We start from the raw sequence: 26,064 nt of genomic DNA, 5'->3' as shown, positions 1-26,064 counted from the left end.
TCATGTCAGGCAGTCCTCAGGCGCGGATCGAGCCATGCATTGAGAATGTCGGCGAGAAAGGTGGCGAGGATATAGAACATCGAAAAAATCAGAATCAGCGCCTGGATGGTCGGCAGATCGTTGCGCGAGATCGATTCCCAGGCAAGAAACCCGGCGCCATGCAGGGCAAACACCGTTTCGACCACGACCGAGCCACCGAACATGAAGCCGAGTTGCACTGCCGCCAGGCTGACGACAGGAATGATGGCATTGCGCAGCGCATGTTTGAACAGGATGAGGCCACCGTTCAAACCCTTGGCGCGGGCCGTGCGGATATAGTCGGAAGACAGCACGTCCAGCATACCGGCGCGCGTCAGCCGCATGATGGCTGGCGTGGCGTAATAGCCAAGCACGATGGTCGGCAGGATATAGCCGGTCCAGTCGCGCGTGCCCGAAGCCGGAACCCAGCCGAGATGCACGGAAAAAAACACGATCAGCAGCAGTCCGAACCAGAAGCTCGGGATCGCCTGTCCCATCACCGCCACCGTGAGTGCCAGCCGGTCGATAAAGCTGTTGGGAAAGGCTGCAGCCAGAACGCCCATCGGAATGGCCAGCAGCAGCGCAAAGCTCATGCCGAGCGCGCCGACCGTCAACGTGACCGGCAGCCGTTCCGCTACAAGCGCCGAAACCGGCATCTTGAAATAATAGCTCGTGCCGAAATCGCCTCTCAGCGCATGAAAGAGCCATTCGCCATATTGCACCAGCATTGGCCGGTCGAAACCGTATTGATGGCGCACAGCGGCGATCACATCGGCGCTGGCGCTTTCTCCGGCAATCGAAATCGCCGGATCACCGGCCATATAGAGCAGCAGGAAACTGATGAAGGAGACCGTCAGGGCGACGGCGAGTGCCAGAAGCAGTTTTCTGAACAGGAACCTTGCCATGCGTTCCTCTTTACAAAGCTGAAGGGCGGATGATGCCGGGCGGCTGTTGCATCACGCCCTGAAGCACAATCGGCTGAAGGGCACTTGATGCAGTCACAACCGCACGGCGCTTTAGTGACGTCGCCTATTTCCAGCCGATGTCGTAGAAGCGGATCAGCTCATCCGGCGTCGGAGCAAATTTAACATCCTTGGCCATGATGTAATTGCTGCCATAGGTCCAGAGCGGCACCCAGTAGGCCTTGTCGGCAATCATCTTCAGGGCTTTGGAGTAATTGTCTTTTCTGACGTCGGGATCGACAGAATTGTCACCCTTTTCCAAAAGTGCTTCAACGGCTGGATCGCGAGCGTCGTCCTCGCCCGAGCCGCGGAAGAAAGCGCTGGTGATGGCGGAAATATCGGCGACGGAATTGGAGCCCCAGGTCATGAAGGCCATGGGCACGCCATCCTTGATGCGTTTTTCACGCAGTGCTGAATATTGCAGGTAATTCAGCTTGGCAGTGATACCGATATCGGCCAGCATGCCGATCATCGCTTCGGCGATCGGCCGGTCGCGATAGGCGTAAAGCTCGGTGGTAAAGCCCTTGGGATAGCCTGCCTCAGCCAGAAGCGCCTTGGCCTTGTCCGGATCGTAAGGATAGGTTTTCACCTGCTGTTCACAACCGAACTGGATCGGCGCGCAGGCGCTGTTGATCACCTGGGAAGAGCCCTTGAGCAAGGCATCGACAATACCCTGACGGTTAATGGCCATGTTGATTGCCTGACGAACGCGCAGATCCGTCATCGGGTTTTTCGCCCCGGTGCGCCCAATGGCATCGAGACTGATATAGCCGACGCGCATGGTCGGCGCATTGATCACCTGAAACTTGCCGGTACCCGCCATTTTATCGGCCTGATCGGAAGGAACGCCCCAGACCATGTCGAGATCGCCATTGAACAGTTCCGCCATCTGGGTATTGGGATCGGGTACGGTACGGATATCGATAGTGCCGATGGTGGCCTTCGGTTTGACGGCGGCAAAATAATCGGGATTGCGCTTCAAAACGAAATGCTTGCCCGGATCGACGCTGACCACCTCATAAGGGCCGGTGCCGATCGGCTTCAAGGCTACGCCCTCAGGGCCGACCTTTTTGAAATAGGTATGCGGTTCAATGATCAGTGGACCGGCGAGATATTCCAGCGCTGCCGGAAAAGGCCCCTTGCTGTGAATGCGCACGGTGTAATCGTCGATCTTTTCGGCCGATTTGATCCACTGGCTGTTGGTGAGCGATTTGTTGCCGTTGGACGGATCGATGATGTAGTTGAACGTGAAGACGACATCGTCGGCGGTAAAGGGTTCGCCATTGTGAAATTTCACGCCCTTGCGCAGCTTCAGCTCCAGTGTCGTCGGGTCGATCCATTTCCACGACGTGGCAAGATTGCCTTCGTAAGCACCGGTTTTGGGATCGCGGTACAGCAGACCGTCCCAGACAGCGGAACCGAGGATAACGCCTTCGCGTGCGGTGTTGAAATAGGGATCGACACTTTCAAGCTCCTTGGTGAAGGCGAGGTGGAGCGTGTCATCGGCTTTCCCAGCATGGGCGGCGGTGGAAAAAAGGCAGGCAGGCAAGAGCATGGCCGCAAGGGCGAGAGCATGTTTCATAGCGTTCCCCTATGCATATTAATTATGCAGATTTTTTTCATTGATTATAGTCTATGCAATTTTGTAGGATTGTACACAAAGAAATCGAGATTGAATGCAAAAAGTGCTCCTTAGGCGATAAAAGTGAATGAAGCTCTCGATCCACCGGAGAATAATGACTTGAACTCGCTTCCTGTTGCAACTGCAGATATGATTTATGAACGGTTGGAGGCGATGGTCGCCGAAGGGCGCTTTGCCGATGGCGAGCGTCTTGATGAGGTGCGGCTTTCCCAGGAATTCGGGGTCTCGCGCACGCCCCTGCGCGAGGCCTTGCGCATGCTGGCCAACGCGGGACTGGCCCGGGCCGTGCCCAATCGCGGCACCTTTGTACGGCAGCCGGATTTCACCCGGCTGGTGGAGATGTTCGAGGTCATGGCCGAGCTGGAAGCCTGGTGCGCGCGGCTTGCGGCAAGCCGCATCACCAGTGCCGAGCTGTTATTGTTGCGCGAGACGGCGTTGAAATGCGAGCGGGCGTTGGCAGTGCAGGATTCCCACCTCTATTACGCCGAGAATGCCAGCTTTCACGATCTTATCTATAGAGCGGCCGGAAACGGTTTTCTGGCGGAGGAGGCCCGCAGCCTGCAAAGGCGGCTCAGGCCCTTTCGCCAGGCGCAGCTGTTTGTTGCCGATCGGCTGGAACATTCCATGGAGGAGCACCGCCAGATTCTGGCGGCGCTTGAAAGCCACAATGCCGTGGAGGCTGAAAACAGGATGCGCGACCATATCCGCATTCAGAGCGTCACCTACCGACAGTTTCGCGGGTGAGGGCCTGTTTTATTTGGTCGCTCCCGCTGTCAGGCCCTCGATGAATTTGCGCTGGAAAATCAGGTAGACGACGATGATTGGCAGGATGACCAGCACAGCGCCTGCCGTCAGCACCGGCGTGTTGACGGTGTAGCGGCCCTGGAAGAACAGCATGCCGAGCGGCATGGTGCGGTACACATCGTCATTGACCAGGATGAGCGGGATCAGGAACTCGTTCCATGTCCAGATGAACAGGAAGAGGCAGAGCGTCGAAATCGCCGGTTTCAGCAGCGGGATCATCACCCTGCGCAGGATCAGCGGGCGCGATGCCCCATCCAGCACCGCCGCTTCGAGAATTTCCTGCGGTAACTGTTCCATGGCGCTGGCCATGAACAGGGTGGCGAAAGGCACCGACATGGCAATCTGCGGAATGATCATCGCCCCATAGGAATTCAGCAGGCCCAGATAGCGCATCTCATAATAGAGCGGGATGATGAAGGCTTCCGTCGGCACCATCATGCCGATGGTCAGCACGGCAAAGACGGCTTTCTTGTAGGGAAAAGATAGGAAGGCGAAGGCAAAGCCGGTCATCAGCCCGATGATGACGCTGATGACAACGACCGGAATGACGACGATGATCGAATTCCAGAAATAAATGCCGAAATGCCCGTCCACCCAGGCGCTGACATAGTTTTCAAAATGCGGATATTTCGGCAGGACAAAAGCGCCGCGAAACAGGTCTTCCTTGCTTTTGATCGAGGTCAGGAGCAGCAGGCCGAAGGGAAACACGGTAATGAGGGCAAAGCCCCACATGACCAGCCGGAAGGAAACGGTTTGCAGCGTGCGGGAGGAAGATTGCGCCATCATCTGGCTCCTTCGGTTTGTGGCCGCACGAAGCGATGGACGGCGTAATTGACGATGAAGATGATGATGGCGCCGATAATGGCGACAGCCGCCGCATAGCCATAGCGGTTCAGATGGAAGCCAAGCTCATACATGTAGATATTGGGAACCAGCGTGGCATTGGCAGGCCCGCCGCGGGTCATGGTGAAGACCAGATCGAAGCTCTTGATCGAGGCGATGATGGTCAACAGCAGCACCACACGGATCTCCGGCAAAAGCAGCGGCAGCGTGATGCGCCGGAAGATGGTGAAGGGGCTTGCGCCATCGACGCGGGCGGCCTCGAACAGCGACGGATCGATCCGTTGCAGGCCGGTGAGGAAAATCACCATGCAGAAGCCGAAATAATACCAGGCGGCAACCGCACCGACCGCCGGAAGCGCAAAGGTGAAATCGCCGAGCCAGGGCAGTGCGATCGCGCCGAGGCCGATGATCTTCAGGCCCTGATTGATCGGGCCGAAGGCCGGATTATAGAGCCATTGCCAGATAATGCCGAGCACGGCGGACGGCATGATATAGGGCATGAACAGAAGCGTGCGCAGTGCCAGTTGCTCGCGTGTCTTGATCGAGCGGATGATGGCGGCCAACACGATGCCGAGAGCAAGCGGTGCCAGGCAATAAAACAGCATCAGCACGGCATTGTTTTTCAGCGCTGTGAAGAAGCGGCTGTCGCTGAACAGCTCGATATAATTGCCGAAGCCGACGAAGCTTGGCAGGCTGAGACCGTTCCAGCGGGTGAAGCTGATCACGACGGCCGCTACGATCGGCCCCAGAACGAAAGCGCCATACAGGATGAGCCCCGGCAGAACGAAGATCAGGTTCTTGCGGACAGGCGCATCGAGGACTGAGATTTTCATGGATTTTCCCCGAAGGCTGCGGCCGCAGGAATGCGGCCGCGTATAAAAGGCAGTGGAAAGCCGTTATTTCTTGCTGGCCAGATAGGCGGAATAATCCTTGTCGAGCGCAGCAACGAACGCTTCTGGCGTCTCGTCATTGGCCATAAGTTTCGGCGTATTGTCATCGAAGGTCTTCAGCATGGTGGGGCTTGCCCAGTCAGGATAATGACCGATGGCATTTTCTGCATTGAGGGTCTTCCACATGGCAATGCCTTCGGAGAGCAACTGCGGCAGCTTGATATCGGCATTGGCGGGCAGCGCCGTGGACGGCAGATAGCCTGCCTTTGCCCATTCCACGGCGGCTTCCGGCGAGACCATGTAATCGATATACTGACCGGCCAGATCCTTAGAGGCCTGATCCTTGGCGAGCGAGGTAATCGCCCAGGCGAGATCGACGCCGCCGACCGTCAGCGGGTCCTTGACGCCCTTCGGGGCGGGGATAGCCATGAAATGGATATCGGGATTGGTCTTGACGTCGCCGAAATACCAGGTGCCTGAAACGAGGAAGGCAGACTGTCCGGCAATGAAGAGCTGCACGGCGTCATCGCCGGAAATGCCCTGATAGCCGGGCGTGAAATAACCATCCTTGGCCCAATGCTGCACCAGTTTTGCGGTTTCGAGATTGCCCGGTGTTTTCCAGCTGCCGCCGCGGCCATAGATCAGGTCGTCCAGCGATTTGCGGTCCTTGGCATCGATATGCGCCTGGGCGATGGCCGCAATCAGATGCAGCGCCAGATGCTGTTTCGACGTGCCCATGGTGATTGGCGTGATGCCCTTGGCCTTCAGCTTATCGAGGGCAGCGAGAAAATCATCGAAATTCTTGAGCGGCAGGGAAACGCCTGCGTCTTTAAGCAGTTTCTCATTGTAAAACAGGCCGACCATTTCGCCCAAGCCGGAAATGCCATAGGTCTTGCCGGTGCCGAAATCGCCCTTGTCCGACCAGCGGTCGCGGGCCAGAATGCTGTCGGACTGGCGCTTGTCCCAGCCATATTTGGCAATATAGGGATCGACCGGCTCCAGCAGATGTTCCTTGACCATCAGGCCCATGTCGCCCGCGCCCTGATTGACCTTGGTCACCATCGGGCCGTCACCGGCGGAAACGGCCAGCTTCAGCGTCAGCGCCATGTCGTCGAAGGTGCGCTGGGTGCGCTTGATGGTCACGCCCGGATGGGCGGCCTCGAAATTCTTGTTCAGCGTCTGCATGACGGCGCTCTGGCCCTCATAGGTGTAATCGTCCCAGACCGGCAGATCAGCGGCGGAGGCTGCCTGGGAAAGTGCCGCGAAAGCCACCACGGCCAGCGCTGTCGAAACGTTTGCTTTTGCCCGCAAGGACGATGTCTTGCGCATCAGGAAATTGGTAAGCATGGTCTGACCCTTCTGAAGTTAACCCGTTCTTGTTGTTCTCTTTCACATCCGAACCTTTGGACGGGGCGTCTGTATTCACTGACAGTTTTGCCGCAGAAATTTTCCTAATTTTGCCTTCTTTATCTTGCAAGAAAAGGCAAAATCTAAATGAAAAATTCTCACTTTTGTCCAATTATATTCGATATAGATTTATCCATGAGTATTTTTATGGATTATATCGAAAATCTTGTCCGGAGTTTATTTCAATTGGAATTTTATTCCAGTTTTTTTCTCGAATTTTTGGTTTTTCATATTTTACATCCTCCCTTTTTATTGTAGTCAACTTATTGATTCAGAGGTTTCCCGATTTGATCTTTCCCGGCGTGCCATAGGTTTTGCGACCGGTACAAGGATGAAAACCTGCCAGACTTGCTCTTACCATCCGCGCGATAAGGACCCATCAGATGAGCCATTTCTCTTCCAGACTCTTTCTTCGTCCGCTGGCTGAGGCGGATATGCCGGCTTTGTTCGATATCTGCCTGAGAACGGCGGATGGTGGAAAAGACGCAACGGCGTTGTTCAGCGATGCTCGCCTGCCGGGGTTTATCTGGGCGGCACCCTATGGACAGTTCGAGCCGGATTTTGCCTTCATTCTTGCCGATGGCGACAAGGCCGTCGGCTATGTCATCGGCGCTCCGGATACGGGAGCCTTCCTCGACCGGCTCGATGCCGAATGGTGGCCTTATGTGCGCGAGGAGCTCAAGACAATTGCGCCGAGCCGACCGCTGGATGAAATGGCACTTGCGCGCATTCATGCGCCGGAAAGAACGAAAGGCTGGCTGCTCAAGGACTATCCGGCTCACCTTCATATCAATATTGTCGAAGAGGCGCAGTCTTCCGGCTGGGGCCGCAAAATGATTGAGGCTGAATTGAACGCCTTGAAAAGCCATGGTGTGGCCGGTGTTCACCTTGGCGTTCACCCTCTGAATGAACGCGCCAAGGGTTTTTATCGCCATATCGGATTTGAGGATCTGAGCCGCGATGGCAATGTGATTTTCGCCATGAAATTGAACGGCTGATGCTGCCCGGCTTGTGTTCGCGGCGTGAAGAGTTTTTTCGGATCCATGTCGATGGTCGGCACCATCGACATGTGCCCCTTCGTTTGGGCAAACAGGGTCGTCTGTCAGGCTGGTATCGGCGTCGAATGGCGCTGAATTGACCTTGTCTTCATAGGTTTTTTCGGCAAAGCCGGTTTCTGCTCTTTCCGCCAAAACTCTATTCGTGCCTGTGAAGCCAGAAAGACCTTTCCCAGCGTCGAGCCAATGCCGTTTTTCCCCTCTGATGACCATCGCGATTTCCGTTCATATCGGTCAACGATGTCTAACGGTACAAACAGGGCAGCCTATTTGTCAAGGTGCTGAACAAATTAATCCGGAGTCACGCTTGTGGAACAAAATGATGGCAAGGGGGCTGCGTATCCGGGACGGCCATGCCACGTTGCGACAAAAAAACCTGCCCGACTCGTGAGGGGCCGGGCAGGTTTCCAGATCATATCATGCCACTTTGCTTGTGGGATGAGAGGCAGAGATGCGGCATGATATGAGTTCGTGAAGATCAGGCTTTCAGATCAAAGCGATCCGCATTCATGACTTTCGTCCAGGCGGAGACGAAATCCTCCACGAATTTCTTTTGATTGTCCGACTGCGCATAGACTTCGGCAAGCGCGCGAAGCTGCGAGTTGGACCCGAAGACCAGGTCGACGCGGGTGCCGGTCCACTTGACCTCGCCCGTCTTGCGGTCGCGGCCTTCAAACAGGCTTTCCTGTGCATTGACCGGCTTCCAGACCGTGGCCATGTCGAGCAGGTTGACAAAGAAGTCATTGCTCAAAGCGCCCGGTTTCTTGGTGAAGACACCATGCTGCGTTCCACCGTAATTGCCGCCGATGACGCGCAGACCGCCGACCAGAACGGTCATTTCCGGTGCCGTCAGGGTCAGAAGCTGAGCCTTGTCGATCAGGAGTTCTTCCGAGGAGATGGTAAACTCGGTCTTCTGGTAGTTGCGGAAGCCATCGGCAACCGGTTCCAGCACGGCAAAGGACTCAGCATCCGTCTGCTCGGCGCTGGCATCGGTGCGGCCCGGCGCAAACGGAACCTCGATCTCGTGACCGGCCTGTTTTGCTGCCAGTTCAACGGCAGCCGAGCCGCCCAGCACGATGAGATCGGCGAGAGAAACCTTCTTGCCACCCTGTGCCTGCGCATTGAATTCTGCCTGAATGGTTTCAAGCTTGGTCAGAACCTTGGCAAGCTGGGCTGGCTGATTGGCTTCCCAGTCCTTTTGCGGGGCAAGGCGAATACGTGCACCATTGGCGCCGCCGCGCTTGTCGGAACCGCGGAAGGTCGAGGCCGAAGCCCAGGCCGTCTGCACCAGTTCCTGCTGGGTCAGGCCGGAGGCAAGGATTTTCGCCTTGAGAGTGGCGATATCGGTCTTGTCGATCAACGGATGGTCGACGGCGGGAACCGGGTCCTGCCAGATCAGGTCTTCTTTCGGCACTTCCGGGCCGAGATAGAGCACTTTCGGCCCCATGTCGCGGTGGGTCAGCTTGAACCAGGCGCGGGCAAAGGCGTCGGCAAATTCCTCGGGGTTCTGATGGAACCGGCGGGAAATCTTCTCATAGGCCGGGTCCATGCGCATCGCCATATCGGCGGTGGACATCATGATCGGCACACGCTTTGTCGGGTCTTCGACATCCGGCGCCATGTCCTTTTCAGCCAGGTTTTTCGCATGCCACTGCCATGCACCTGCCGGGCTCTTGCCAAGCTCCCACTCATAGCCGAACAGCACGTCGAAATAGCTCATATCCCATTTGGTCGGTGTCGGTGTCCAGGCGCCTTCAAGGCCGCTGCTGATCGTGTCGCGCCCATGGCCCTTGCCAAATGTGCTGACCCAGCCCAGGCCCTGGTCGGCAAGGCCTGCTGCTTCCGGATCGGGGCCGACATGGGCGGCATCGCCGGCACCATGGGTCTTGCCGAAGGTGTGGCCGCCGGCAACCAGCGCCACGGTTTCCTCGTCATTCATCGCCATGCGGCCAAACGTATCGCGAATGTCGCGGCCGGAAGCAATCGGGTCGGGCTTGCCGTCCGGGCCTTCCGGATTGACGTAGATAAGACCCATCTGCACGGCAGCCAGCGGGTTTTCAAGATTACGATCGCCGCTGTAGCGGCTGTTGGCCTTGTCGCTGGTGGCGAGCCACTCGGTTTCGGAGCCCCAGTAGATGTCCTCTTCCGGCTCCCACACATCGGGACGACCGCCGCCGAAGCCAAAGGTCTTGAAACCCATGGATTCCAGCGCGCAATTGCCCGTCAGGATCAGAAGATCGGCCCAGGACAGCGCATTGCCGTATTTCTGCTTGATTGGCCACAACAGACGACGTGCCTTGTCGAGGCTGACATTGTCCGGCCAGCTGTTGAGCGGGGCAAAACGCTGGGTGCCGGAGGTTGCCCCCCCACGGCCGTCGCCGGTACGATAGGTGCCGGCGCTGTGCCAGGCCATGCGGATGAAGAAGGGACCATAATGGCCGTAATCGGCGGGCCACCATTCCTGGCTGTCTGTCATCAGAGCATAAAGATCCCGCTTCACGGCAGCAAGATCGAGTGTCTTGAAAGCCTCGGCATAGTTGAAGCCGGTATTGAAGGGGTTGGACAGGGCAGAATTCTGATGCAGAATTTTCAGGTTGAGCTGATTGGGCCACCAGTCGCGGTTGGAGCGCATCGACATGTTTGTCGCGCCATGAACCACCGGACATTTTCCGGCGGCAGTCGATTTGGTCACGTCCATTTTTCCCTCCTGTGGAATAGGTTCTTCTTCTTCCTACCAAAGTCTCACGATTAGTGTAATTTGGAATAACTGATCGTTTCGATAGGAAAAGGTTATGATAAACCTGACTTTGCGACAATTGCGTTATTTTGAGGCGCTAGCGAGGCTCAACCATTTCGGACGGGCGGCGGAAGACTGTTCAATCTCGCAACCGGCGCTTTCGGTGCAGATCAAGGAACTGGAGGAGGCGCTGGGGGTCGAGTTGCTTGAGCGTGGTATGCGCCAGGTGCGGCTCAGCCCTTTCGGCGAGGAATTTGCCCGCCGGGCTCGCGATATTTTAAGGTCGGTCGACGATCTGGCCGATCTGGCGCGGGCGTCGCGGCAAACGCTGGTCGGGAGGCTGAGGATCGGTATCATTCCGACGATTGCGCCTTATGTTCTGCCGATGATGATCGCCAGCCTGAACCGGACCCATGCCGGACTGGAGCTGCATCTGCGCGAATCCGTCACCTCCAAACTGCTGCATGAATTGATGGATGGACGGCTGGAGACCGCCATTGTCGCCTTGCCGGTTTCGGAGCCGTCTCTGGTAGAAATGCCGCTTATGGAAGAAAATTTCCTGCTGGTGCGGCCACAGGAGGACAGGGTGAAACCTGTTCCTCATCCAGACAAGCTCAAGGAGATGCGGCTTTTGCTGCTGGAGGAGGGGCATTGCTTTCGCGAACAGGCCTTATCCTTCTGCAACATGGAGGCGGTCAGGCCACGGGAGCTTCTGGATGGCAGCTCTTTGTCAACGCTTGTGCAGATGGTGGCGGCCGGAATTGGCCTGACGCTTATTCCCGAGATCGCCGTTTCAGTGGAAACGCGGCTGGCCGATGTCTCGATTGCCCGTTTCGAGGAACCGCAGCCTTCGCGCACGATTGGCATGGTGTGGCGCAGAAACACCCCTTTTGCCCGGCAGTTGGAAGAGATCGCCGCCGTGGTGCGCAGTTCGGCAGAAAAGGCGCGCGCGGCTGCTGCTCAAATAGCGGCCTGACGGCGCGCCCATTCGACAGCGGCAACGATGCCGCCTAGCGGAAAAAGATGAAACTGGCTGATCAGGCTGTCGGGATGGCTGTTCTTGTAGGCCATGAGGTGATCGGCAACCTCGGTTGGCTCGTAGGGCGAAAGCAGGCGTGTGACATCGAGCGCCCGTTTCTGCAACACCTTGAGTGAGGGGCCAACCCCGCAGGTGACGGCATATTGCAACAAGGTCTTCAATTTGGCCGGGCCAGCCAGCCCGACATGGATGGGCAAGGTCACGCCGAGATCGCGGATGCGCTCGCTCCAGTCGATCACCGGCTGCGCATCGAAGGCAAATTGGGTGACGATGGCCATGGCGGCATCGGTTCGGCTGGCAAAACCGGTTTTCCATAGCAGAGACTGATCAACATTACGGGTTGAGCCGTCCTTGTCTATATCACGGCTGCCTTCCGGGTGGCCGGCCACGTGCAGTCGTTTGAAACCGAAACGATCGAAGAACCCGGTTTCGATCATCTGAATACTGCTATCGAAATCTCCGGCGGGGCGGGAATCGCCGCCGCCCAGCAGCAGGGCCTCGGTCACATCGGCTTCGCTGCGATACCGGTTAAGCCAGAGCTCCAGCATGGTTCGGTCGGCAATGGCGCGGGCGGGTAGATGTGGCATGACGGCAAAGCCGTCTTGTCTCAGACGTCTCGCCGTCTCCACCATGTCATCGATCGGTGTTCCTCCGATATGGGCGATATAGATGCGCGTTTTTTCCGGCAGGATCGGCTTGAAATCGGAAATTTTTGCCGCCGTGCGTGGCATGACCTCAATCGACCAGCCGCTATGAAGATTGGCGCGACCGCTATCACGCGGCAGACTGGCGGTATCATCCTCGAAGTTCATGAAGGCCATGGCGCACTCCTCTTCCTGGTTTATGTATACATCTTGAACGTTAAGCTGCGCAAGATCGTTCTTGTCAGGCCAAAATTGCCTTGGAAAGCCACTCCGCTCTGGCGTATATTCTGACATTCAAATTCAGAAGAATACATCATGGATGAGGCGGGGCCGATGCAAATGGTGGAAGGGACGACCCATGGTCGGCGGGCTGTGGTCTTGCTGCGTGAAATGATCGTCAAGGGTGAATTTCCAGGTGGCAGCCGGCTCTTCGAGGTCTCCTTGACTGAAAAGCTTTATATGTCTCGCACGCCGGTGCGCGAGGCGCTGTCGCGTCTGGCAGAGGAGGGATTGCTGGAGCGCCTGCCGAATGGAGGCTTTGTTGTGCGCCGTTTCGGTTATCGCGATGTGGTCGATGCCATTGAACTCAGAGGTGTGATGGAGGGCGTTGCCGCCCGGCTTGCCGCCGAACGTGGCGTGACGCAGGATATGTCCGATGCGCTGCGTCGGACTGTGGATGAACTGGACGGATGTTTCGGTCCGGGTCTGGATGATGTCGATTTCGATCGTTATGCGCAAGGCAATGAGGCGTTTCATCAGCATCTGGCGCAGGCTTGTGGCAGTGAGGTGATTCGTCGTGAGGTGGAGCGCGCCGTGGCCTTGCCCTTTGCCTCGCCATCGGCCTTTCTGCCCTCCGGCATCGGCATTCTCGCCTTCAGCCGTTCGCTGCGCCGGGCTCAGGAGCAGCATCATGGTCTTGTCGAGGCGGTCCTTGCCCGCGAAGGTGCGCGCGCCGAGGCGCTGGCGCGCGAGCATGCCCGGATCGCCAGGGCCAATGTCGATTATCTTTTCCATGTAAAGCCCGATCTCATCGATAAAATTCCGGGTCTTGCGTTGGTCGAGCGATAAGGTCGACCGATCCTTCATCAAAAAACAGGCTTGCAATCGCGGGCGTGATGGGCATTCATGTATACATCGCCTGTACAAGCCTTGGAGGAAGGAAAATGGCAAACACCAGTCTCAGCGACATCATGCGTGAAAATCCCGATATTGTCGGGCGGTTGCGCAATTCCAAAATCGGCATGTATGTATACCCGGTGGTGGCGCCGGAATTCAACAACTGGCGCGCCGAACAGGAAGCCTGGCGCAAATCCGCCGTGCTGTTCGATCAGTCGCATCATATGGACGAACTGATCGTCGAAGGGCCGCAGGCGGAAGCGTTTCTCAGCCATCACGGCATCAATTCTTTTGCCAATTTCGGTTTGAACCGCGCCAAGCATTTCGTGCCCGTCACGCCGAACGGCCATGTGATCGGTGACCACATCATTTTTCGCGAGCGGCAGGATAAATTCATCCTCGTCGGTCGTGCCCCGACCTCGAACTGGCTGATGTTCTGCGCCGCTTACGGACAGTGGAATGTGCGCATCCGGCATGATCCGCGCTCGCCGTCGCGGCCCGAGGGCGAGCGTGTCTTGCGCACCCATTACCGCTATCAGATCCAGGGACCGGATGCGCCGAAGATCTTTGAAGCGATGAATGGCAGCCCGATCCCCGAGATCAAGTTCTTCCATGTCGATTGGATCAATGTCGGCTCGAAAAAGGTGCAGGCCCTGCGCCATGGCATGTCGGGTGCGCCGGGACTGGAAATCTGGGGTCCTTACGAGGACAAGAACTACATTCTCTCCTGCATTCTGGAGGCGGCGCAAAAGGCAGGAGTCGATCTGGTGCGCTGCGGCAGCCGTGCCTATTCCACCAATACGGTCGAATCCGGCTGGATTCCCTCGCCGCTGCCGGGCATCTACACCGGCGACGGCATGCTGGCGGCCTATCGCGACTGGCTGGGCGCCGACAGCTACGAGGCCAATGGCTCGATCGGCGGCAGTTTCGTTTCGGGCAATATCGAGGATTACTACGTCAATCCCTTCGAACTGGGCTATGACTTCTATATCGGTTGGAAAAAGCCGGATTTCATCGGCAAGGCCGCGCTTGAAACGATGAAGGGCCAGACGAATCGCAAGAAAGTGACCTTCGAGTGGAATGCCGAGGACGTGGTGGATGTCATCGCCTCTGCTTTCCGTCCGGGAGAAGAGAGCTATAAGTGGATCGATTTCCCGGTTCTGAATTATGCCTCCACCAGCGCCGACATGATCGTCAATGATGATGGTAAAACGGTCGGCCTCTCCATGTTTGCCGGTTATTCCTATAATGAGCGTTGCGTTCTGTCGCTTGGCATCGTTGATGCCGATGTCAAGGAAGGCGATGTGCTGACCCTGATCTGGGGCGAGCCGGATGGCGGCAGCGGCAAGACCTCGACGGAAAAGCCGCATAAGCAGGCGAAAATCCGCGTGCGCATCTCGCCCACCCCCTATGCCCGCGAAGCCCGTGAAAACTATGCCGAAAGCTGGCGTACCAAGGGGAAGTAATCCCCGTTACGTGTCGTGATAACTCTGAAGCCCGGCGTGAAAGCGTCGGGTTTTTTCGTTTCGTGACCCGTCTGTCACACGCCTGTTATGGAAAAATGGCAATATGGAAACGTTTCCAAAGGGGGATTCTCCATGCCGGATCGGGTGACAATCAGGGATGTGGCGGAAAGGGCGGGCTGTGGCGTGGCCACGGTCAGTCGCGTCCTCAATCAGTCGGGTTCAGCAAGCCCTGAGACGCGGGAAAAAGTGCTGGCGGCTGCGGCTGAGCTTGGGTTTGAATTCAATGAGCTTGGCCGGTCGCTGCAAAGCCGTCGTTCACGCTCGCTTGCCGTGCTGGTGCCGTCGCTTCGCAACGAGGTGTTCGCCATGGCCATTGAAGGACTACAGCAGGCTGCTGCCGAGGCCGGTTATCAGATGCTGCTGGCCTGCGTGAATTATGACGAGGCAAGCGAAATCGAAGCGGTGCGCACCTTTGTCGCCAAGCAGGTGGACGGCATCGTGCTGACAGTGGCCAATCCGGACAACAGCCGGGCGCTGGACTATCTGGAGCGGCAATCCATTCCCTACTGTCTTATGTTCAATCAGCCGTCGGGCGACCGGCCAAGCGTGGGGGTGGACAATATCGCTGCCGCCGCCATGGCCGGGAAACTGCTCATCGAGGCCGGTCATCATGAAGCGGGCTTCGTTGCTCTGCGCTTTGGCATGTCGGAGCGGGCGCGCTTGCGTTTTGAAGGGTTCCGCTCGATCATGACCGCGAGCGGTCGCAAGCCGCCGCATCTGCTGGAGCTTGATGGTGATGCCGGTGAGATATTGCCACAGCTTCAGAGCTTTCTGGTCGAAAACCCTGGTGTGACGGCTATTTTCGCCTCCAATGATCTTCTGGCGCTGGCGGTGATCAAGGCGCTGCGCAAACTGGATCGCCGCGTGCCGGACGATATTGCCGTGATCGGCTTTGACGGGATCGATATCGGCGAACTTGTCGATCCGACGCTTGCGACCATCGTTACCCCTAATGTCGAAATGGGCGTTCTGGCCGCCAGAACGGTGATTGCCGCGCTCGATAACAAAGGGCCGACAGCCTCGGCCGGTCAATTCCTCTCTTTCGACTATCGTCCGGGGGCAAGCCTTGGAGATGTCAAACCGCCGGTGGATGAGCTGCCACTCAGCCACCGGCCCGTCCAACCCTAACCCATCAGGATCAGGAAGCAGACCTCATGAAACTTAATCTATCAGCGGTGGTTGCCGCAAGTGCAATGCTGGCCTTTGCCTTAAGTCCCGTGACATTCTCTCCGGCCCATGCCGAAGACCAGAAGGCTGTGTGCTACAATTGCCCGCCGCAATGGGCCGATTGGGGCACGATGCTGAAAACCATTCACGACAAGCTCGGCATCGACATTCCGGAAGACAACAAGAATTCAGGTCAGGCGCTGGCCCAGCTTATTGCCGAGAAAGCCTCTCCCGTGGCCGATTTTGCCTATATGGGCGTGACCTTTGGCATCAAGGCTGCGGCTGACGGTGTGGTACAAGCCTATAAGCCCAAGGGGTTCGAGGATATTCCTGCCGGTCTCAAGGACCCGGAAGGTCGCTGGTTCACCGTGCATTACGGTACGCTTGGCCTGTTCATCAACAAGGCAGCCCTTGGCAAGACGCCGGTTCCGGCCTGCTGGTCCGATCTCCTGAAGCCGGAATATAACGGCCTTGTCGGTTATCTCGATCCGTCGAGCGCCTTTGTCGGTTATGCCGGTGCCGTTGCCGTCAACCGCGCGCTTGGCGGTAATCTCGATAATTTCACTCCGGCCATCGACTATTTCAAGAAGTTGAAGGCCAACGGCGCCATCGTGCCGAAGCAGACCTCTTACGCCCGCGTCGTTTCCGGAGAAATTCCGATCCTTTTCGATTATGATTTCAACGCCTATCGGGCGAAATATACAGAAAAGGGCGATTTTGTTTTCGTCATTCCCTGCGAGGGTTCGCTGTCTGTGCCCTATGTCATGAGCCTTGTTGCCCATGATCCGCATCCGGACGCGGCGAAAAAGGCGCTTGATTTCATCCTGTCGGATGAAGGCCAGACCATCTGGGCCAAGGCCTATCTGAAGCCTGCCCGCCCGGTGAAACTGCCGGAAGATGTCAAGGCCCGCTTCCTGCCGGACAGCGACTATGCCCGCGTCAAGCCGGAAGACTATGCCCGGATGGAAAAGGTCGAAAAAGCGTTCAGTGAGCGCTATCTGGCCGAAGTTCACTGATTTTTGCGGGATGGGTCTTGCCGGTGTGAGGGATGCCCTCCCTTGGCGGATCACGCACCGGCCACCACCGTTTGAAAACAGGTACACCGCCGGCTCCGTCAGACAGATGATCTGACGGAGCCTCTTGTGACATTCCTCTCCCCGATGGTTTTGATGACGAGAAATCGCTCTCTTTTTATCTGGCTTGTGCCGCTGGCCGCTTTCAGCCTCGCCTTTCTGGCGTTGCCGCTGGTCCGGCTGTTTGCGTCCTCGGTTTCCGGCCCGGATGGCTTTGCCATCTATCGCGCCGTTCTGACCAATCCGCGCTATCTCAACACGTTGTGGAATACGTTTGTGATTTCCGCTGCCGTGACCTTTGCGGCGCTGGCCATTGCCACGACGGCTGGCCTGTTTCTGGCGCGTCACGATTTCTTTGGCCGCAATGCCCTGATTTCGCTGATGACCTTTCCGCTGGCCTTTCCCGGCGTGGTGGTCGGCTTTCTGATCATCCTGCTTGGCGGTCGCCAAGGGCTGATGAACGATATCTCCCGCGAGCTGACCGGCATGCGGCTGGTTTTTGCCTATTCCTCTTTCGGGCTGTTTCTCGGCTATCTCTATTTCTCCATCCCGCGGGTGATCCTGACGATCATGGCGGCGGCGGAAAAGATCGATCCGCATCTGGAAGAGGCGGCCCGCTCGCTGGGTGCCTCCAGCCTTCGCATCGCTTTTGACATTCTGCTGCCGGCGTTGATGCCTGCCCTGATCGCGTCCGGCGCCGTGGTCTTTGCCACCGCCATGGGCGCCTTCGGCACGGCTTTCACGCTCGCAACCGATATCGATGTGCTGCCCATGGTGATCTATACGGAATTCACGCTGTCGGCCAATATTGCCATGGCCGCAGCACTCTCCGTGATGCTGGGGAGTGTGACATGGGTATCGTTGCTGGTGGCGCGCCATTTTGCCAGCGGCCCCATGGTCGCGGCGGGGTAAAATCATGAAAAGACGTGGAATATCCTATTATCTGCAATGGCTTGTGACATTGCTGACCGCAGCCTTCATGGTGGTTCCGGCGCTTCAATCCATTGCGGCCGGAGTGACCGTGGATTATTTTCATGGCCTCGCCTCCGGGGTCACGCTGAAATGGCTGATCGAGGTCTGGGGGCTTTATCAGTCCAGCATCTGGCTGTCGCTCTGGCTGGCGTTTGCCTGCCTCATCGTGACGCTGGTGATCGGCGTTCCGGCAGCCTATGCGCTGGTGCGCTGGAAGGGCTGGGGCGCGCGGATCATCGAGGAATTTGTCTCCCTGCCATTGGCCGTGCCGGGACTGGCGATTGCGCTGGCGCTGTTGCAGCTTTATGGCGGCTTTCGCGAGTTTCGCAATTCCTGGCTGTTTATTCTCACCGGTCATGTGGTCTATACCTTGCCCTTCATGATCCGCTCGGTCATGGCCGTTTTATCGATCATCGATCTCAAGGGCATGGAAGAGGCGGCGGGCACGCTCGGCGCGGGTGCATGGCGCAGGTTTTTCGATATTGCCGTTCCCAATGCCGTGCCGGGTATTCTTGCCGGTGCGCTGACGGTGGTGACGCTGTCGATTGGTGAGTTCAACCTCACCTGGATGCTGCATACGCCCTATATGAAAACCCTGCCGGTGGGCCTTGCCGACAGCTATGCCTCGATGCGCCTTGAGATCGCCTCGGCCTATACCCTGATTTTCTTCCTGATGATCGTGCCACTCTTAAGCCTGCTGCAGTGGGTAACGGCGCGTGCCAACCGATATGCAAAGGCTGTGCGATGATATTTAAGCGAAACGGAACCCCCGTTCATCTTGTCTCCTGCGCCAAGACATTTGCTCATGGCAACCGTGCGCTGGAGCCGACAAGCCTGTCTGTCGCGCCAGGCGAGATCATGGCGCTGCTTGGCCCTTCCGGTTGCGGCAAAACGACCCTGCTGCGCATCATTGCCGGGTTGGAAACGGCGGATCCGGGCGCGAAAATCCTCTTTGGCGAGGACGATGTCACGGCGGTGCCGATTGAAAAACGCTCTGTCGGCATGGTGTTCCAGTCTTATGCGCTGTTTCCCAACATGTCGGTCCGGCAGAACATTGCCTATGGGTTGAAGGTGCAGCATGTGCCCAAAGCCGAGGCGGAAAGTCGTATCGAGCAATTGCTCGATCTATGCCGGCTTCAGCCCTATGCCGAACGGTCGATCTCGGCGCTGTCCGGCGGCCAGCGGCAGCGCGTGGCGCTGGCGCGTGCCGTGGCCCCCCAACCGCGGGTACTTTTGCTGGATGAGCCGCTCTCGGCGCTGGATGCGGCACTGCGCGATCAGTTGCGCAACGAACTGGCCACGCTTCTCAGGCAATTTGCCATGACGGCGATTTTCGTCACCCATGATCAGGCCGAGGCACTGGCCATTGCCGACCGCGTCGCCGTCATGCGGCAGGGCCGTATTCTGCAGATCGACAGTCCGGAAAATCTTTATCGTCGCCCGCAAACCGGCTTTGTCGCGGAATTTCTCGGGGGTGCCAACCGCCTTGAGGGACAGGTCGAGGGAGAGGCTCTGCGCCTGAAAGGCGGGCTTTTGCCTCTGCCGCGCGGCTTGAAACCCGACGAGGCCGTTTTTGTCCGGCCCGAACATATCCGCTTAAGCCCAGCCGCGGATGCTCGCCTTAAAGGCAAGGTCGTTTCGGTCATATTTCAGGGCGCCCATTCGCTGGTCACGATAGATGGGGTCACCGAGACGCCGCTGATGGTGAAGGTCTCCGGCAGCGAAACGCCCGGCATTGGCCGCGAGGTCGATCTCACCATTCATCCTTCCGACATTCTCCTCCTCCCTTGCGAGACAGACAAAGCATGACAAGTATTCTTCAGCTTTCCGACACCCATATCGTTGAAGAGGGCAGCCTTGCCTATGGCGTGGTGGATACCGCCGCAGCACTGGAAAAGGCGGTCATCACCATCAATGCCGCACTGGAGCGCATCGGACCGGTCGATGTCGTGATCGTCTCCGGCGATCTGACCGATTTCGGCAGCCCGCAGGAATATCGTCGCTTTCGCGCCATCACCTCCGCTTTGACAATGCCGATCCTGGCGGTGCCGGGCAATCACGACCGCCGTGAGGCGATGCGTGCCGCCTTTGCCGATGAGGATTTCATGCCGCAAGACGGGCCGATCAACTGGCACCGGACCTTTGAACATCTGCATGTCATCGGTCTCGATACGCTGGTGGAGGGGGAGCCTTACGGGCTCTTGACCGATGAGACGCTTGCCTGGCTGGAAAAGGTTCTCAACGGACTGGATGACCGACCGGTGCTGATTGCGCTGCATCATCCGCCTTTCATCACCCGCATCGGCCATATGGACCGGCAGAACCTGAAAAACGGCGATGCGCTGTTTGCCGTTTTGGCGCAGGCAAAGGGCGAGGTGCGGCTTGCCTGCGGCCATGTGCACCGGATGATTGCCACCGTTCAGGCCGGCCATGCGGTGTTCATCGCCCCTTCGCCGTCCCATGCCGTGGCGCTGGACCACAGACCGGATGGACGGCCGGATCTGATGCTGGAGCCGGGCGGGATGTTGCTGCATCATTATCAGCCGACGGCGGAGTATAGCGCCATCGTGACGGAGCAATTACCGGTTGGCGATTATCCGGGACCCTATCCGTTTTTCCCCGATTGATCGGTGAGCGGGGTATCGGTGACAGACGGCAGGTCCTTTTCCGCGAAAGGGCCGCCCAGCAGCGGACCGATGACGTCACTTTCCCGGTTTTCCGCCATAGGTGCGTCTTCGGAGCGGTCTTCAGCCTGCCAGCCGAGTTTTTCGGCATCGGCACTCTGCATCACGCCGCGCGCATTGTTCGAGACGCCGTACAGCATCAGGCAGCCGAGATGATCGACGCTAAACGCGCGGTCGATCATCGATGTCAGGTCGCGGGCGCTGATCCAGGTGGTCAGCATCCGGAAACTGCGCACCGTCTCGAAACAGGAGCCGATGCGGATCGACAGCGACTGGATGCCGCATTTGTCGTGATAGGTGCGGGCGAGCATTTCGCCATAGGCTTTCGACAGGCCGTAGAAACTGTCGGGCCTCAGCGGCGAGGTCTCGTCCACCGGCGCTCCGGTGGGATACATGCCGACGGCATGATAGGAACTGGCCAGCACGATGCGCCTGACGCCCAGTTGCCGTGCCGCCTCGAAGACGTGATAGGTGCCACGGATATTGGCGTTGAGCACTGTCTCGAATGGGGCTTCCGTGGCCATGCCGCCAAGATGGACCACACCATCCACCCCCGCCATCACGCGGGCAATAGCGGGATAATCGCCAAGATCGGCAGCGACAATGCCCTTTTCGGCATCGTCCAGCCGGTCGCTCAACACCAGCTCATGGCCGAGCGCCTGAAGTTTTGGCGCAATCATGGTGCCGATATTGCCGGCAGCGCCGGTGATCAGTAGGCGGGCCATGGGTTTTTCCTGTCGTTGCTGTAAAGGTCTGCCGGGCGGCCCTGATAGGGCAGGGAGACGGCGAAGACCGATCCGGCAAGCGCATCGCCCCCCTCCTGCGGATTGAGGCTGGTGAGATAGGCGGTTTTCAGATCACTGCCGCCGAAGGTGATATTGGTGGGATTGCGGGTCGGTACGCGGATTTCCGCATCCAGCCTGCCATGCGGATCGAAGCGCAGGATACGGCCGCTGTCGGAGGCGGCGATCCAGTAACAGCCATCCGCATCGAGCGCGGCACCATCCGGCCTGCCGCCATAGGCGGAAAGATCGAGAAAGGGCTGACGCTCTTCGAGGGGCATGCCCTCATCGTCGAGCCGCATTGTCCAGACCCGGGCAATACCTGGAAAACTGTCGGAGACATAAAGCCGTCTGCCATCGGCGCTGAAGGCGAGCCCGTTCAAGGTTTTGAAGCCCTCCATCACCTGACGGGCTTCGCCGTGATCCAGTAGATATAGTCGTCCGAGCCCCTTGCGGTCACGTTCGATCGTGCCGGACCAATAGCGGCCTTTCGGATCGGCAATGCCGTCATTGAAGCGGATACCGGGGCCGGGCGCGAAGGGCGAGGCGACAAGATCCCGTGCAAGACCCGATTGCGACAGTGTCAACAGCTCAAAACCGCGCTCCGTGCCGGCCATCAGCCGGAGGTGATCCTCGCGGGTATCCTGTCCTGCGACGGGGGCAAAGGCTCCAAGTTTGCCGTCGATCTGCCAGCTATCGTGTGCGCCGGTTGCGGGATCGAAGCGCATAAGCGCGCCCGCCTCGATATCGCAGTACCACAGCCTGTCGGCAAACCAGACGGGGCTTTCGGCAACACCCGCTTTCGGGCAGGCAAGCGGTTCGGCGTCAAAGCGTTTCATGACGGAGCCATCAGGGATTGAGCGCGCCGGTCAGAGGTTTGCGGCGTCTGGACAGGTCGGGTTGCGGCACGGAGGCGATCAGGCTTTGAGTATAGGGATGTTGCGGGTTCAGGCAAATCTGATCGACCTCGCCGATTTCGACCACCCGGCCTTTCTGCATCACCGCCACACGGTCGCAGAAATAGCGGATAACCGTCATGTCGTGGCTGATGAAGATGAAGCTGATGCCGAATTCAGCACGCACTTCCGCCAGAAGATCAAGCACCTGATGGCGCAGCGACACATCCAGCGCCGAGGTCGGCTCATCGGCAACGATCAGCCGTGGATTGGGCGCAATGGCGCGGGCAATGGCGATGCGCTGTCGCTGGCCGCCGGAAAAGGCATGCGGATAACGATTGGCCGCATTGGCAGGCAGACCGACCCGGTCGAGCAGATAATGGACTTTCCTGCGCATCTCGTCTGCGCTGAGATTGAGCATTCGCAAGGGTTCGGCAATGGTTTCGAACACGGTCAGCCGTGGATTGAGCGAGGAATGCGGGTCCTGAAACACCATGCGCATATCCGCATAGAGGCCGCGCATGGTTTTGCGGGAGGCGCTCGCAATGTCCACAAGACCTTGCTGGCCGGAGCGATAGCGGATCTGGCCTTGTGTCGGGTCATGGATCTTCAGGAGCGCCCGCCCGAGCGTCGTCTTGCCGGAGCCGCTTTCTCCGACAATGCCCAGGGTCTCGCCGGTTTTGAGCGTGAGATCGATACCGTCGATGGCCTTGACGCCGAAGCTTTTCCTGCCGCCCCACAGGCTCTTGCCGCCGAAGGTCAGCCCAAGACTGTCGATCTCGACAAGGGCTGGTGTCTCTTGCGGCAGGCTGCGGCGCGGCAGGGGTGTTTCAAGCTTCATCACCGCACCGAGCAGCGCGGCTGTATAGGGAGCGGCAGGACGGCGCAGCACCTGTTCGACCGGGCCTTCCTCCACCTTTTCGCCGCGATACATCACCATGACCCTATCGGCGATTTCGGCGACGACGCCGATATCATGGGTGATGAAGAGCACGGCCATACCCCGCTCACGTTGCAGCGTGACGATGAGATCAAGGATTTCCGCCTGGGTGGTGACATCGAGCGCCGTCGTCGGCTCATCCGCGATCAACAGATGCGGATTGCACGAGAGCGCCATGGCGATCATCGCGCGCTGGCGCATGCCGCCGGAATATTCGAACGGATAGCGGTCGATGGCCTGTTCGGGATCGGGAATGCGCACCTGACGCAACAGGTCGATGGTGCGCTTGCGTGCTGCGGCAGGATCGAGGTTTTCGTGCAGGAGAATGGCTTCGACAATCTGGTCGCCGATCTTGTGCACCGGCGATAGCGAAGTCATCGGCTCCTGAAAGATCATGGCGATCCGGCTGCCACGCAGCGCCTGCATCTGACGGTTGCCGGCGGCGGTGATGTCGATCTCGGGCCTGCCGTTTTCTCCGGCAAGCAGGATCCTGCCGGAAGTGATTTTTCCCGGTTCCGCCAGAAGTTTCAGGATGGCGCGTGCCGTCACGCTCTTGCCTGAGCCGCTTTCGCCCAGAACGCAGAGGGTTTCGCCGGGATAGACGCTGAAGGAGACATCCTTGACCGCCGCGATCACCTGTTTGTGGACCGGAAATTCAACGCTGAGATGGCTCACCTCGAGCAAGGGTTTCTGGGGGGCGTCCATGGTTTGTCCTTCACGCATAGGGGTCGGCTGCATCACGCAGGCCGTCACCGAGAAAATTGAGCGCCAGAACCGCAACGATCACGGCGACACCGGGGGCCAGCAGCCAGGGCGCCTGCGTCAGCGCTCTCAGATTTTGCGCATCCTGCAACAGCACGCCCCAGCTGACGATGGGCGGTTGCAGGCCAAGACCGAGAAAGGACAGCGAGGTTTCGGCCAGAATCATATTGGGAATGGCAAGGGTCGCCGCAGCGATGATATGGCTGGTAAAGGAGGGCATCATGTGCCGGGCGATGACCCTGAATTCGCTGACGCCATCGAGCCTTGCGGCAATGACGAAATCTTCCGTGCGCAGCGATAAAAACCGTCCGCGCACCACACGCGCCATTTCCGTCCAGCCGATCAGCGACAGGATGACGAGAATGACGAAATAGACCTTGAGCGAGGACCAGTCTTTCGGCATGGCTGCGGCCAGACCGAGCCAGAGCGGGATGGTCGGAATGGAGCGTAAAAATTCGATCACCCGCTGAATGGCGCTGTCGATGACGCCGCCGAAATAGCCGGATATGCCGCCGAGCGCCATGCCGATCACAAGGCTGAGGGCGACGCCGATCAGTCCGATCGACATGGAAATGCGTGTGCCATAGATCAGCCGGGTCAAAAGATCGCGGCCCAGCCGGTCAGCGCCGAGAAGATAAAAGGGCTGGTTACTCTCCAGCGGACCGATCAGGTGGATATCGCTGTCGAACAGACCCCAGAAGGAATAGGGTTCACCGCGCACGAAAAGGCCGATGGGAATGATCTTCGTCTCGTCCACCTTGTAGACGCGGCTGTAGGATTTCATGTCCACCACGCTTTTATAGCCTTCGACATGCGGCAGGAAATGGCCGTCGTGAAACAGGCTGATCGGTTGCGGCGGGGCAAAGGTATATTGCGGCTTGAACGTGCCCGGCAGGCTGGGAGCGATGATTTCGGCAAACAGCGCCACCGTATAGATGAGAAGCACGACTGTCAGCCCGGCCATGGCCAGCCGGTGGCGGCGGAATTTATGCCAGATCAGCGCCCATTGCGAGGCAACCACCATGCGGTCGCCGCCGGTCTGGTTGTCGAGCAGCTTTTCCGGTCCGGGAGCGGACGGGGTGATCGACGCGGTGTGGGGGGATGTCATCTGAGCCTGATCCTCGGGTCGATAATGGCAAGCAGGATGTCGGAAAGCAGGGTGCCGATCAGCACCAGCGCGCCGTTCAGCAGCAGAAAGGCCCCGGCGAGATACATGTCCTGGGATTTCAGCGCCTGCAGCAGGAGCGGTCCTGCCGTCGGCAGATTCATCACCGTGGAAACGATCAGTTCGCCCGAAATCAGCGAGGGCAGCACCCAGCCGACCGTGGAGATGAAGGGATTGATGGCAAGGCGCACCGGATAGCGCAAAATGGCGCGGCGGTTCGACAGGCCTTTGGCAAGCGCGGTTTCGACATAGGGCTTGCGCAATTCATCGAGCAGGTTGGCGCGCATGACCCGGATCAGCGCTGCCGTACCGCCCGCACCAAGGATCAGCACCGGGATCCAGACATGTTTGAGAAAGTCCCATATCCGGGCAAGAGACCAGGGCGCATCGACGAATGGCGGCGAAAACAGACCGCCCACGCTCTGGCCGAAGCCGATGGTGACAATATACATCATCAGGATCGCCAGCAGGAAATTCGGCGTTGCCATGCCGATGAAGCCAAGCAGCGTGACAATGTAATCGCCCGGTGAATATTTCCGCACCGCCGAATAAATGCCGATCGGCAGCGCAGTCACCCAGATGAAGACGAGCGTCAGCAGCGACACCAGCGCCGTCATGCCCATGCGCTGCATCACCAGCGCGCTGACCGGCTGGTTCCACTCGAAGGAATAGCCGAAATCGCCCCGCACCACGCCGCCGATCCAGTGGAAATACTGCTTTACGACCGGTTGACCGATGCCGTAACGCTCGCGCAGCGTCTGCATCTGCGCCTCGGTCATGGTGTTGCCTTGTTCTGCCGACTGAGCGGCCAGCGTCGTGACGAAATCGCCAGGCGGCAGCTGGATCACCACAAAAGACAGGATGGAAATGGCGACCATGGCCGGAATCATGCCGGCAAGGCGCATCAGAATAAAACGAGCCATGGCTTATCCTTTCCGTT

At 58.4% G+C, this 26,064-nt stretch carries 23 protein-coding genes; 11 read left to right on the top strand and 12 right to left on the bottom strand.

The window, feature by feature from the left end; all coding sequences use genetic code 11:
* Positions 1-5: 5 nt before the first annotated feature.
* Positions 6-923: an ABC transporter permease gene (locus tag NAC44_RS12350; RefSeq protein ID WP_250941166.1), complete on the bottom strand. Its 918-nt coding sequence runs from the start codon at positions 921-923 to the stop codon at positions 6-8.
* 124 nt (positions 924-1,047) lie between these two features.
* Positions 1,048-2,562: an ABC transporter substrate-binding protein gene (locus NAC44_RS12345; RefSeq protein ID WP_250941164.1), complete on the bottom strand. Its 1,515-nt coding sequence runs from the start codon at positions 2,560-2,562 to the stop codon at positions 1,048-1,050.
* 189 nt (positions 2,563-2,751) lie between these two features.
* Here NAC44_RS12345 and NAC44_RS12340 point away from each other — a divergent pair, with 189 nt between their 5' ends.
* Entirely contained in the window at positions 2,752-3,366 is a 615-nt protein-coding gene (locus tag NAC44_RS12340; RefSeq protein WP_250941161.1) for a GntR family transcriptional regulator, read from the top strand.
* 9 nt (positions 3,367-3,375) lie between these two features.
* Here NAC44_RS12340 and NAC44_RS12335 read toward each other — a convergent pair whose 3' ends face one another.
* The 3 genes from NAC44_RS12335 to NAC44_RS12325 all read right to left on the bottom strand — a co-directional run bounded on the left by NAC44_RS12335 (position 3,376) and on the right by NAC44_RS12325 (position 6,506).
* The gene (locus NAC44_RS12335) at positions 3,376-4,158 is read right to left on the bottom strand and encodes a carbohydrate ABC transporter permease (protein WP_420839935.1); all 783 of its coding nucleotides are present in this window, start codon (positions 4,156-4,158) and stop codon (positions 3,376-3,378) included.
* Between the two features lie 50 nt (positions 4,159-4,208).
* Entirely contained in the window at positions 4,209-5,102 is an 894-nt protein-coding gene (locus NAC44_RS12330) for a carbohydrate ABC transporter permease (protein WP_250941158.1), read from the bottom strand.
* A gap of 63 nt (positions 5,103-5,165) precedes the next feature.
* Positions 5,166-6,506 carry an extracellular solute-binding protein gene (locus NAC44_RS12325; protein WP_250941156.1) on the bottom strand — a complete coding sequence of 447 codons (1,341 nt, stop codon included), beginning with the start codon at positions 6,504-6,506 and terminating at the stop codon, positions 5,166-5,168.
* Between the two features lie 443 nt (positions 6,507-6,949).
* On the opposite strand from NAC44_RS12325, the gene NAC44_RS12320 reads away from it, so the two are divergent.
* Positions 6,950-7,564: a GNAT family N-acetyltransferase gene (locus NAC44_RS12320; RefSeq protein ID WP_250941154.1), complete on the top strand. Its 615-nt coding sequence runs from the start codon at positions 6,950-6,952 to the stop codon at positions 7,562-7,564.
* A gap of 535 nt (positions 7,565-8,099) precedes the next feature.
* On the opposite strand, the gene katG is transcribed toward NAC44_RS12320, so the two are convergent.
* Positions 8,100-10,319, bottom strand: coding sequence for a catalase/peroxidase HPI (gene katG / locus NAC44_RS12315; protein ID WP_274706879.1), 2,220 nt, complete (start codon positions 10,317-10,319; stop codon positions 8,100-8,102).
* Between the two features lie 94 nt (positions 10,320-10,413).
* Between katG and NAC44_RS12310 the strand changes: the two genes are divergently transcribed.
* Positions 10,414-11,334 carry a hydrogen peroxide-inducible genes activator gene (locus tag NAC44_RS12310; RefSeq protein ID WP_250941151.1) on the top strand — a complete coding sequence of 307 codons (921 nt, stop codon included), beginning with the start codon at positions 10,414-10,416 and terminating at the stop codon, positions 11,332-11,334.
* On the opposite strand, the gene NAC44_RS12305 is transcribed toward NAC44_RS12310, so the two are convergent.
* The gene (locus NAC44_RS12305) at positions 11,319-12,218 is read right to left on the bottom strand and encodes a methylenetetrahydrofolate reductase (protein WP_250941149.1); all 900 of its coding nucleotides are present in this window, start codon (positions 12,216-12,218) and stop codon (positions 11,319-11,321) included. The two genes, NAC44_RS12310 and NAC44_RS12305, sit on opposite strands and share 16 nt — an antisense overlap.
* Positions 12,219-12,356: 138 nt before the next feature.
* Here NAC44_RS12305 and NAC44_RS12300 point away from each other — a divergent pair, with 138 nt between their 5' ends.
* The 8 genes from NAC44_RS12300 to NAC44_RS12265 all read left to right on the top strand — a co-directional run bounded on the left by NAC44_RS12300 (position 12,357) and on the right by NAC44_RS12265 (position 20,522).
* Entirely contained in the window at positions 12,357-13,109 is a 753-nt protein-coding gene (locus NAC44_RS12300; RefSeq protein ID WP_250941147.1) for a GntR family transcriptional regulator, read from the top strand.
* Between the two features lie 95 nt (positions 13,110-13,204).
* The gene (ligM, locus tag NAC44_RS12295) at positions 13,205-14,623 is read left to right on the top strand and encodes a vanillate/3-O-methylgallate O-demethylase (protein WP_250941145.1); all 1,419 of its coding nucleotides are present in this window, start codon (positions 13,205-13,207) and stop codon (positions 14,621-14,623) included.
* Between the two features lie 132 nt (positions 14,624-14,755).
* Positions 14,756-15,811: a substrate-binding domain-containing protein gene (locus NAC44_RS12290; RefSeq protein ID WP_250941143.1), complete on the top strand. Its 1,056-nt coding sequence runs from the start codon at positions 14,756-14,758 to the stop codon at positions 15,809-15,811.
* Positions 15,812-15,837: 26 nt separating this feature from the next.
* The gene (locus NAC44_RS12285) at positions 15,838-16,866 is read left to right on the top strand and encodes an ABC transporter substrate-binding protein (RefSeq protein ID WP_250941142.1); all 1,029 of its coding nucleotides are present in this window, start codon (positions 15,838-15,840) and stop codon (positions 16,864-16,866) included.
* Positions 16,867-17,019: 153 nt separating this feature from the next.
* A complete protein-coding gene (locus NAC44_RS12280) occupies positions 17,020-17,835 on the top strand; it encodes an ABC transporter permease (protein ID WP_250941141.1) in 816 nt (271 codons plus the stop codon).
* 4 nt (positions 17,836-17,839) lie between these two features.
* Positions 17,840-18,643: an ABC transporter permease gene (locus NAC44_RS12275; RefSeq protein WP_250941140.1), complete on the top strand. Its 804-nt coding sequence runs from the start codon at positions 17,840-17,842 to the stop codon at positions 18,641-18,643.
* Positions 18,640-19,704 carry an ABC transporter ATP-binding protein gene (locus NAC44_RS12270; protein ID WP_250941138.1) on the top strand — a complete coding sequence of 355 codons (1,065 nt, stop codon included), beginning with the start codon at positions 18,640-18,642 and terminating at the stop codon, positions 19,702-19,704. Before NAC44_RS12275 ends, NAC44_RS12270 begins: the two co-directional genes overlap by 4 nt.
* Positions 19,701-20,522 carry a phosphodiesterase gene (locus NAC44_RS12265; RefSeq protein ID WP_250941136.1) on the top strand — a complete coding sequence of 274 codons (822 nt, stop codon included), beginning with the start codon at positions 19,701-19,703 and terminating at the stop codon, positions 20,520-20,522. Before NAC44_RS12270 ends, NAC44_RS12265 begins: the two co-directional genes overlap by 4 nt.
* Here the strand turns inward: NAC44_RS12265 and NAC44_RS12260 are convergent.
* The 5 genes from NAC44_RS12260 to NAC44_RS12240 all read right to left on the bottom strand — a co-directional run bounded on the left by NAC44_RS12260 (position 20,501) and on the right by NAC44_RS12240 (position 26,047).
* Positions 20,501-21,304 (bottom strand): NAD-dependent epimerase/dehydratase family protein, encoded by an 804-nt coding sequence (locus NAC44_RS12260; protein WP_250941134.1) that lies wholly within the window; start codon positions 21,302-21,304, stop codon positions 20,501-20,503. The two genes, NAC44_RS12265 and NAC44_RS12260, sit on opposite strands and share 22 nt — an antisense overlap.
* On the bottom strand, positions 21,289-22,200 hold the full coding sequence (locus NAC44_RS12255; RefSeq protein WP_250941132.1) for an SMP-30/gluconolactonase/LRE family protein: 912 nt from the start codon (positions 22,198-22,200) through the stop codon (positions 21,289-21,291). The genes NAC44_RS12260 and NAC44_RS12255 overlap by 16 nt, the downstream gene beginning before the upstream one ends.
* Positions 22,201-22,210: 10 nt before the next feature.
* Positions 22,211-23,902 (bottom strand): ABC transporter ATP-binding protein, encoded by a 1,692-nt coding sequence (locus NAC44_RS12250; RefSeq protein WP_250941130.1) that lies wholly within the window; start codon positions 23,900-23,902, stop codon positions 22,211-22,213.
* Positions 23,903-23,912: 10 nt separating this feature from the next.
* Positions 23,913-24,983 (bottom strand): ABC transporter permease, encoded by a 1,071-nt coding sequence (locus tag NAC44_RS12245; RefSeq protein ID WP_250941477.1) that lies wholly within the window; start codon positions 24,981-24,983, stop codon positions 23,913-23,915.
* Between the two features lie 80 nt (positions 24,984-25,063).
* The gene (locus NAC44_RS12240) at positions 25,064-26,047 is read right to left on the bottom strand and encodes an ABC transporter permease (protein WP_250941129.1); all 984 of its coding nucleotides are present in this window, start codon (positions 26,045-26,047) and stop codon (positions 25,064-25,066) included.
* Between the last annotated feature and the right edge of the window lie 17 nt (positions 26,048-26,064).

The organism is Allorhizobium sonneratiae, assembly GCF_023700755.1.
Classification (GTDB): domain Bacteria; phylum Pseudomonadota; class Alphaproteobacteria; order Rhizobiales; family Rhizobiaceae; genus Allorhizobium; species Allorhizobium sonneratiae.
This window is presented reverse-complemented; position numbering and strand designations above follow the sequence as displayed.